Source organism: Streptomyces sp. NPDC047028, assembly GCF_040644095.1.
GTDB lineage: Bacteria > Actinomycetota > Actinomycetes > Streptomycetales > Streptomycetaceae > Streptomyces.
In genome coordinates, this window is sequence record NZ_JBEYVS010000096.1 from 1 (window position 1) to 7,000 (window position 7,000).

8 protein-coding genes, 5 tRNA genes and 2 pseudogenes are annotated in these 7,000 nt (G+C 71.5%); 7 read left to right on the top strand and 8 right to left on the bottom strand.

All coding sequences use genetic code 11. The features are described 5' to 3' along the window. Nucleotides 1-40: 40 nt before the first annotated feature. The 5 genes from ABZ854_RS36650 to ABZ854_RS36670 all read right to left on the bottom strand — a co-directional run bounded on the left by ABZ854_RS36650 (nt 41) and on the right by ABZ854_RS36670 (nt 499). Nucleotides 41-112, bottom strand: a tRNA-Val gene (locus tag ABZ854_RS36650). A 34-nt stretch (nt 113-146) separates the two neighbouring features. Continuing rightward, nucleotides 147-218, bottom strand: a tRNA-Val gene (locus ABZ854_RS36655). A 23-nt stretch (nt 219-241) separates the two neighbouring features. Beyond that, nucleotides 242-313 (bottom strand) — tRNA-Val (locus tag ABZ854_RS36660). Between the two features lies 1 nt (nt 314). Then, a tRNA-Cys gene (locus ABZ854_RS36665) sits at nt 315-388 on the bottom strand. Between the two features lie 38 nt (nt 389-426). After that, nucleotides 427-499, bottom strand: a tRNA-Gly gene (locus ABZ854_RS36670). Nucleotides 500-677: 178 nt separating this feature from the next. Between ABZ854_RS36670 and ABZ854_RS36675 the strand changes: the two genes are divergently transcribed. From ABZ854_RS36675 to ABZ854_RS36685, 3 genes are all read left to right on the top strand, one after another. After that, nucleotides 678-1,748 carry a chorismate-binding protein gene (locus tag ABZ854_RS36675; protein ID WP_361220255.1) on the top strand — a complete coding sequence of 357 codons (1,071 nt, stop codon included), beginning with the start codon at nt 678-680 and terminating at the stop codon, nt 1,746-1,748. Beyond that, nucleotides 1,745-2,566 carry an aminodeoxychorismate lyase gene (locus tag ABZ854_RS36680; RefSeq protein WP_361220258.1) on the top strand — a complete coding sequence of 274 codons (822 nt, stop codon included), beginning with the start codon at nt 1,745-1,747 and terminating at the stop codon, nt 2,564-2,566. The genes ABZ854_RS36675 and ABZ854_RS36680 overlap by 4 nt, the downstream gene beginning before the upstream one ends. 84 nt (nt 2,567-2,650) lie before the next feature. Then, nucleotides 2,651-3,481: a GNAT family N-acetyltransferase gene (locus ABZ854_RS36685; RefSeq protein WP_361220261.1), complete on the top strand. Its 831-nt coding sequence runs from the start codon at nt 2,651-2,653 to the stop codon at nt 3,479-3,481. Nucleotides 3,482-3,509: 28 nt separating this feature from the next. On the opposite strand, the gene ABZ854_RS36690 is transcribed toward ABZ854_RS36685, so the two are convergent. Next, on the bottom strand, nt 3,510-4,031 hold the full coding sequence (locus ABZ854_RS36690; RefSeq protein ID WP_361220264.1) for a DsbA family protein: 522 nt from the start codon (nt 4,029-4,031) through the stop codon (nt 3,510-3,512). 206 nt (nt 4,032-4,237) lie between these two features. Between ABZ854_RS36690 and ABZ854_RS36695 the strand changes: the two genes are divergently transcribed. Further along, nucleotides 4,238-4,684: a hypothetical protein gene (locus tag ABZ854_RS36695; protein WP_361220267.1), complete on the top strand. Its 447-nt coding sequence runs from the start codon at nt 4,238-4,240 to the stop codon at nt 4,682-4,684. A 171-nt stretch (nt 4,685-4,855) separates the two neighbouring features. Next, nucleotides 4,856-5,008: a hypothetical protein gene (locus tag ABZ854_RS36700; protein WP_164992432.1), complete on the top strand. Its 153-nt coding sequence runs from the start codon at nt 4,856-4,858 to the stop codon at nt 5,006-5,008. A 64-nt stretch (nt 5,009-5,072) separates the two neighbouring features. Here ABZ854_RS36700 and ABZ854_RS36705 read toward each other — a convergent pair whose 3' ends face one another. Then, on the bottom strand, nt 5,073-5,633 hold the full coding sequence (locus tag ABZ854_RS36705; RefSeq protein ID WP_361220270.1) for a CGNR zinc finger domain-containing protein: 561 nt from the start codon (nt 5,631-5,633) through the stop codon (nt 5,073-5,075). A gap of 232 nt (nt 5,634-5,865) precedes the next feature. Beyond that, nucleotides 5,866-6,279 carry an SsgA family sporulation/cell division regulator gene (locus tag ABZ854_RS36710; RefSeq protein WP_004002642.1) on the bottom strand — a complete coding sequence of 138 codons (414 nt, stop codon included), beginning with the start codon at nt 6,277-6,279 and terminating at the stop codon, nt 5,866-5,868. A 190-nt stretch (nt 6,280-6,469) separates the two neighbouring features. On the opposite strand from ABZ854_RS36710, the pseudogene ABZ854_RS36715 reads away from it, so the two are divergent. Then, nucleotides 6,470-6,838, top strand: a pseudogene (locus ABZ854_RS36715) (TIGR02611 family protein); the annotation flags it as partial. Nucleotides 6,839-6,881: 43 nt separating this feature from the next. Next, nucleotides 6,882-7,000: pseudogene (locus tag ABZ854_RS36720) on the top strand (cellulose-binding protein); the annotation flags it as partial.

Here is a 7,000-nt window from a genome sequence, read left to right on the forward strand (position 1 = left end):
GCCCCCGGCCGTACGAGACGGCCGGGGGCTCCTGGGTGTGTGGACGATACTGGGATTGAACCAGTGACCTCTTCCGTGTCAGGGAAGCGCTCTCCCGCTGAGCTAATCGTCCTCGGGACCGTGACCACACGGTCACGGGCTGTGCGTGCGCGATACTGGGATTGAACCAGTGACCTCTTCCGTGTCAGGGAAGCGCTCTCCCGCTGAGCTAATCGCGCGGGTGGAAGCCCGGGGGCTTCAGTGGACGATACTGGGATTGAACCAGTGACCTCTTCCGTGTCAGGGAAGCGCTCTCCCGCTGAGCTAATCGTCCTTGGAGGTGGAGACGGGATTTGAACCCGTGTAGACGGCTTTGCAGGCCGTTGCCTCGCCTCTCGGCCACTCCACCAGGAGTGTAGGGGATCGGGAAGACCCCTTCTTCCTTCGAGCGGACGACGAGGCTCGAACTCGCGACCTCAACCTTGGCAAGGTTGCGCTCTACCAACTGAGCTACGTCCGCCTGTCGTTTCGGTCCGCTTGCGCGTCCCGGCGACGTGTTGAACTCTAGCGGATTCCCGGGCCAGCACAAAAACGCGTTTACGCAGCGTGCTGCGCTGCATCCGACGGAGGCCCCGGTCACGGCCGGCCGAGGGCGGCGCCATGACCACATGCCGGACACCCGACCTACACTCGACCACGTGCTCGACCTCCCGTCCCGGCCCTTGAGCCTGCCGCCCCTGGCCCGCTTCGGCGGCCGCGTCGCCACCGGCCTCCTCGACGTCACCAGCGATCCCGCCGCCCTGGACTCCACCGGCTTCTGGGCCGTCGCCGCGGACTTCGAGGGCGGCCTGACCTGCGCACGTTTCGCGGACGTACGGAAGCAGCCCGTGCCCGCCCCGGTGCCCGGCGGCTGGCACGGACCGGCCGTCGACGCCTGGACGTCGTCCCTGGACCGGGCCGCGTACACCGCCGGAGTCCACCGCGTCCGCGAGCACATCGCGGCCGGCGAGGTCTACCAGGCCAACCTCTGCCGCGTGCTCGCCGCCCCCGTCGCCCCCGACGCCGACGTGGACGCCCTCACCGCGCTGCTCGCCCGCGGCAACCCGGCGCCGTACGCCGGCACGATCCGGCTGCCCGGACATGGCGTCGAGATCGCCACCGCCTCGCCCGAGCTGTTCCTGCGCAGGGACGGCCGCACCGTCGAGTCCGGCCCCATCAAGGGCACCGGGCGCACCGAGGAGGACCTCCTGGAGAAGGACTACGCCGAGAACGTGATGATCGTGGACCTGGTCCGCAACGATCTCGGGCGGGTCTGCGTCACCGGCAGCGTCGGCGTCCCCGACCTGTGCGCCGTAGAGAAACACCCGGGCCTGGTCCACCTCGTCTCCACCGTCCGCGGTGAGCTGCGCTCCGACGCCGGCTGGCCCGGACTCCTCGCCGCCGCCTTCCCGCCCGGCTCGGTCACCGGCGCGCCCAAGTCCAGCGCCCTGCGGATCATCGACGCCCTGGAACCCGTGCCGCGCGGCCCGTACTGCGGCGGTGTCGGCTGGGTGGACGCCGACCGCGGCACCGGTGAGCTGGCCGTCGGCATCCGCACCTTCTGGATCGACCGCGAGGCCGGCCTGCTCCGCTTCGGCACCGGCGCCGGCATCACCTGGGGATCCGACCCCGAGGGGGAGTGGCGGGAGACCGAACTGAAGGCGTCCCGGCTGCTCGCGGTAGCGTCGGGTGCGTACGACGACGGCGAACAGCGAGGGATGGACCGGTGAAGATCTGGCTGGACGGCGGGCTGCGGGACGTGGAGTCCGCCCGTGTCTCCGTGTTCGACCACGGACTGACCGTGGGTGACGGCATCTTCGAGACGGTGAAGGCGGCCCACGGCAGCCCCTTCGCGCTCACCCGGCACCTCGACCGGCTGACCCGCTCCGCCCGCGGCCTCGGCCTGCCCGACCCGGACCACGACGAGGTCCGGCGCGCCTGTACGGCGGTGCTCGAAGCCAACCCGATGCCGCTCGGCCGGCTGCGCATCACCTACACCGGGGGCCACGGCCCGCTCGGCTCCGACCGGGGCGAGCACGGCCCGACCCTGGTCGTCGCCCTCGGCGCAACCACCCGCCGGCCGGACACCACCGCCGTGATCACCGTGCCCTGGACGCGCAACGAGCGGGGCGCCCTCACCGGCCTGAAGACCACCTCGTACGCCGAGAACGTGGTCGCCCTCGCCCGCGCCCACGAGCACGGCGCCTCCGAGGCGCTGTTCGGCAACACCGTCGGGCGGCTCTGCGAGGGCACCGGTTCGAACGTCTTCGTCGTCCTGGACGGCGAGATCCACACTCCGCCGGTCGTCTCTGGCTGCCTGCCCGGCATCACCCGCGCGCTGACCGTCGAGTGGACCGGCGCGAAGGAGACCGACCTGCCACTGGACGTGCTGGCGCGCGCCGACGAGGTCTTCCTGACCTCCACCCTCCGGGACGTCCAGGCCGTGCACCGGATCGACGGCCGTGAACTCCCGGGCGTGCCGGGACCGGTGACCGCGAAGGCGATGCGCGTCTTCGACGAACAGGCAGGGGCGGACCTCGACCCCTGAGGGCCGTTCCCGGGCCCCCGGAGACACCCCGGAGATCGCGGTATCCGGTCGGTCTGCGGCCCGGGGTTGGGTAGAACACCTGTGATGACCACGACCCTGCGGCCGACCGAGCCGCTCCAGCGCGCCGCCGACGGCACCCTGTCGCGGCATTTCCAGGTGTGCGTCAACAGCCGTCCCGTGGGCGCGATCCACCTCGGCACGTCCGCGTCGCTCGGCGACTCGGTCGCCCGGATCATCGCCCTGCGGATCGACGAACCCGACCGCGGCCGGGGCAGGGCCACGGTGGCCGCGCTCGCCGCCGAGGAGGTGGCCCGCGGCTGGGGCTGCACCCGGATCGGCACCGTGGTGCCGGGGGACGCGGAACCGGCGCTGCGCCTGGTCCGGGCGCTCGGCTACGTCGTCACCAACCGCGGCATGCGCAAGTCCCTCGGCGCCGTCCCGCCCGCACTGCCCCCGGGCAGCCGGGCCCGGCCCATGACACCGGAGGAGTTCGGCGCCTGGCAGGAGTACGAGAGCGAGCACTACGCCCGGACCTGGACGGAACGGGGCCTGCCCGAGGAGGCGGCCCGGGAGAAGGCCCGCCGGGACCACGAGCGGATGCTGCCGCGGGGGCTCGGGACCGACGGCATGCGCTTCAGCGTCCTGGAGCACGAGGGGACCAGGGTCGGCCACCTGTGGCTGGCCCTGGACCTGCGGGACGGCGAGGGGTTCGTCTTCGACGTCGAGGCCGACGCCGCCCACCGGGGCCGGGGGCACGGCCGGACGCTGATGCTGCTCGCCGAACGCCAGACCGTGGAGGCCGGACTCGGATTCCTCGGGCTCAACGTGTTCGCCGGCAACACCCCGGCCGAGCGGCTCTACGACTCGCTCGGCTACGAGACGATCCAGTACTCCCTGCTGAAGCACCTGGTCTGACCGCTGGGCGTGCCGAGGAGGTCCAGGCTCAGGCCTGTCCGGCGAGCAGCCGGTCGGCGATCTCCTCGACGCGCTCGCGCAGCCCCTCCTGGCTCTTGCCGCCGTCCAGACGTTCCCCGCCGATCACGTACGTCGGCGTGCCGGTGACGCCGATCGCCTTGCCCTCGGCCTGGTCGGCGTCGACGATCAGGATGTGCCGGCCGTCGATCAGCGCGGTGTCGAACTCCTCGGCGTCCAGCCCCAGTTCCCGGGCCACCTCGACCAGCAGGGGTTCCCCCTTACGGTCCAGCTCCTCGACCCGCGCCAGCACCGCCTCCACGTAGGGCCAGCCCTTGCCCTGTTCCAGGGCCTCCTCGGCGGCCTGCGCGGCGGCGAACGCGTGCTCGTGCTTCTCCAGCGGGAAGTGCCGCAGCCGCAGCTCCAGCCGGTCGCCGTACCGGGCGCGCAGGGCGCTGACGTCGGCCAGGGCGCTGCGGCAGTCGGGGCACTGGAGTTCGCACCACACGTCGAGGACGACGGGCTCTGTGCCCGCGGGGGAGGAGTCGCTCATGCCCCCAGTCTTCCAGGCCGGACGCGGGCGACCCAATCGGGACGCAAGGACACCGGTGTCGACCGGCACCCGAGGAGGAGGCGACCCGGAGATCTCCCTGATGTCGCGGCGAGGCATGGCATCGCGGGGAACGGACGGTGCAGGATGGAAGGGACGAAGCGCTGCCGGCCCGGCCGCGCACCCGCCCGGACCGCCAGGAGGACCGGATGATTGCCGAGACCGTCTGCTCCGCCGTGTCCGCGGCGGGCCTGGGCATCGCGGTGGTCACGGCCTACCGCAAGCGATTCCTGTCCGCGGCCCGCATCGCGGCGTACGCGCTCGTGCCCGTCGGCCTGGTCATGACCGGGGTCGTCGGCTGGCTCGCCGACACCGCCTTCAGCCCCACCGCCTGGGCGGGCTTCGGTGTGCTGGGCGTGGCCTGGCTGCTGTTCATGACCACCAGGGCGGTCGAGCGCCGGCGGGGCGGGGGCACCCGCGCCGAGCGGAGAGCGGCGGAGCGCGGTGGTTCCGACGCGGTGGCACCCACGGCCTCGGCGCCCTCGCTGGGACAGGGCAGCCGTCCCGCGGCCCGGCCTGCCCCGTCGCCCCGCGCCGGCGGGTCCGGCGACGACTTCAGCGACATCGAGGCCATCCTCAAGAAGCACGGGATATGACCGGTCCTGGGGCTTGACGCGCGGAAACGACATAGGTGATCTCCCCGTCGGCCGGAACCGTTCACAACCCGAAGCGACACGGACGGCTCGCTGCTGAATTCGACGAACTCCCGCACGTTACGTGCGTGTTGATCGCGCCCGGGGGCCCGGGTGGGTCATCATCACGGCGAGATGCTGGACACGACCGAGAGCGAGGCCGCGCCGCCGAAGGACGAGCCGCGCGGGTGCCTCTTCGCCCTTTCCCAGCCACCGCTGATGATCTTCCTTGCGGTGATCGGGTGTCTGCTCCTCGCGGCCGCGCTGCACGATCTGCTCTGGCTGTGAGACGTACACGTCCGTCCCGGCGCCACCCGCCGGGACCGGCGTCGGCCCGGCCCCGTCAGCCGCCTCAGCCGGCCGCCTCCTTGCGGCGCGCCCGGTAGGCGGCCACGTGCAGCCGGTTCCCGCAGGTCCGGCTGTCGCAGTAGCGGCGGGAACGGTTGCGTGAGAGGTCGACGAAGGCGCGGCGGCAGTCCGGTGCCTCACAGCGCCGCAGCCGCTCCTGCTCCCCGGCGACCACGAAGAACGCGAGCGCCATCCCGCAGTCGGCGGCGAGGTGGTCGGCCACGGAGGCGCCGGGCGCGAAGTAGTGCACGTGCCAGTCGTAGCCGTCGTGGTCCGTGAGGCGGGGGGTGGTACCGGCGGCGGCGACGAGGTCGTTGATCATGCCGGCCGCCTCGCGCGCGTCCGGCGCGGCGAAGATCGAGGCGAAGCGCCCGCGCACCTCGCGCACCCCGGAGAGATCGAACTCGCCGAGCACTCCGACATCGCTGATCTCGTGGTTTCGTACGAAGTCCGCGAGGTCCGCGACGTCGGCCAGCCCGTCGGCCGCCGTGTCGTCCTCCGGCACGGTGTTCACCAGATCCACCACAGTGTCGAGTGCGCACCGGGTGTCGTGGGTGATCAGCACGTTTCGCTCCCTGGCCTGAGGTTCGGGCGAACGCCCGCCGATGCAGGCCGATGGTAGCGACACCCCGTCGGCGGCAGGCGTCCCCGGACACCGGGCCCAGGGAGACCGGCACACACCGACGCCGCCCCGTGACCACTCACAGTGACGGCGTCGGTCAATCCGGTATGAGATTGTCCTGGCCCGAGCCGTCTCCCCGAGTGGACGGCGCCGGGCGGCTTGGGGCGGCCGCGGCCTAGCTCTCCGCCAGGATGTGCGAGAGCTCCTGATCAAGATCGAAATGCCGGTGTTCCGTGCCGGGCGGCACGGCCGCGTCCGTTCGCTTCAGGAAGGACTCCAGGGCCCGCGCCGGGGCCTCGAGCAGAGCCTCACCCTCCGGGGAGCTGAGGGCGATGCACACGACGCCCTGACCATGACTGCGTGAGGGCCAGACGCGGACGTCGCCGGTGCCGGTGGGCCGGTGAAGCCCCTCGGCGAGGAGGTCGCGGGCGAACACCCACTCGACGGTCTCCTCGGCTCCGGTGTGGAAGGTGGCGTGCACGGCGTAGGGGTCGGCCGTGTCGTACCGCAGGCCTGCGGGGACAGGCAGGGAGGACTCGCTCGACACAACGAGGCGCAGGTGCAGCTCGCAGCTGACCGTGGTGTTCATAAGCGCCAGGGCCTTTCGCTCAGTGTGCGCTCGGGGATTCGCACGTCGGCGAAATCGACATGCCACCTACGGTGCCGTTGTAAACCCCTCTGAGGGTTTTGCGTGCGTTTACGTAACTCTTCCGGCCGAGAACTCGTACGTGACCTACGACCATTTCAGTGACTGATTCACTCCGGTAGGGTTTCGCCGTATGAATACGGGGAGTGACGAGCCACGGGAGGTCGCCGTGGCACCGAACAAGGCGGAGGCGGACGGGGAGCGCACTGAGCGGGCGCTCGGGTCCAGGGCGCCGGAATTCATCAAGGCCCGCCGTCTGCTGCACCTGAGCTGGCAGGTCGGCGTCTTCGTGGTCGGCCTCGCGGTCGTGGCGGCCGGCGTCGTCATGCTGCCGCTCCCGGGTCCGGGCTGGGTGGTGATCTTCGGCGGCATGGCGATCTGGGCGACCGAGTTCGTCTGGGCGCAGCTCGTGCTCCGCTGGACCAAACGCAAGGTCACCGAGGTGGCCCAGCGGGCTCTCGATCCGAAGGTGCGGCGCCGCAACATCACGTTGACGGCGATCGGCCTGGTGGTCGTGGGGGTGCTCGTGGGGATCTACGTGTGGAAGTTCGGCGTCGTGATGCCGTGGACGCTCGGAATCAGAGCGGGAGCTGGCCGCGCTGACCAACCGGCGCGACTCGATCAACGCGCAGCTGACGAATGTGCGGGAGATGCTGGCGACGCT

Excerpts from the sequence above, each read along its gene's own strand:
- ABZ854_RS36685 (WP_361220261.1), top strand. The coding sequence starts at position 2,651 with ATGACCACGACCCTGCGGCCGACCGAGCCGCTCCAGCGCGCCGCCGAC.
- ABZ854_RS36690 (WP_361220264.1), bottom strand. The coding sequence starts at position 4,031 with ATGAGCGACTCCTCCCCCGCGGGCACAGAGCCCGTCGTCCTCGACGTG.
- ABZ854_RS36695 (WP_361220267.1), top strand. The coding sequence starts at position 4,238 with ATGATTGCCGAGACCGTCTGCTCCGCCGTGTCCGCGGCGGGCCTGGGC.
- ABZ854_RS36700 (WP_164992432.1), top strand. The coding sequence starts at position 4,856 with ATGCTGGACACGACCGAGAGCGAGGCCGCGCCGCCGAAGGACGAGCCG.
- ABZ854_RS36710 (WP_004002642.1), bottom strand. The coding sequence starts at position 6,279 with ATGAACACCACGGTCAGCTGCGAGCTGCACCTGCGCCTCGTTGTGTCG.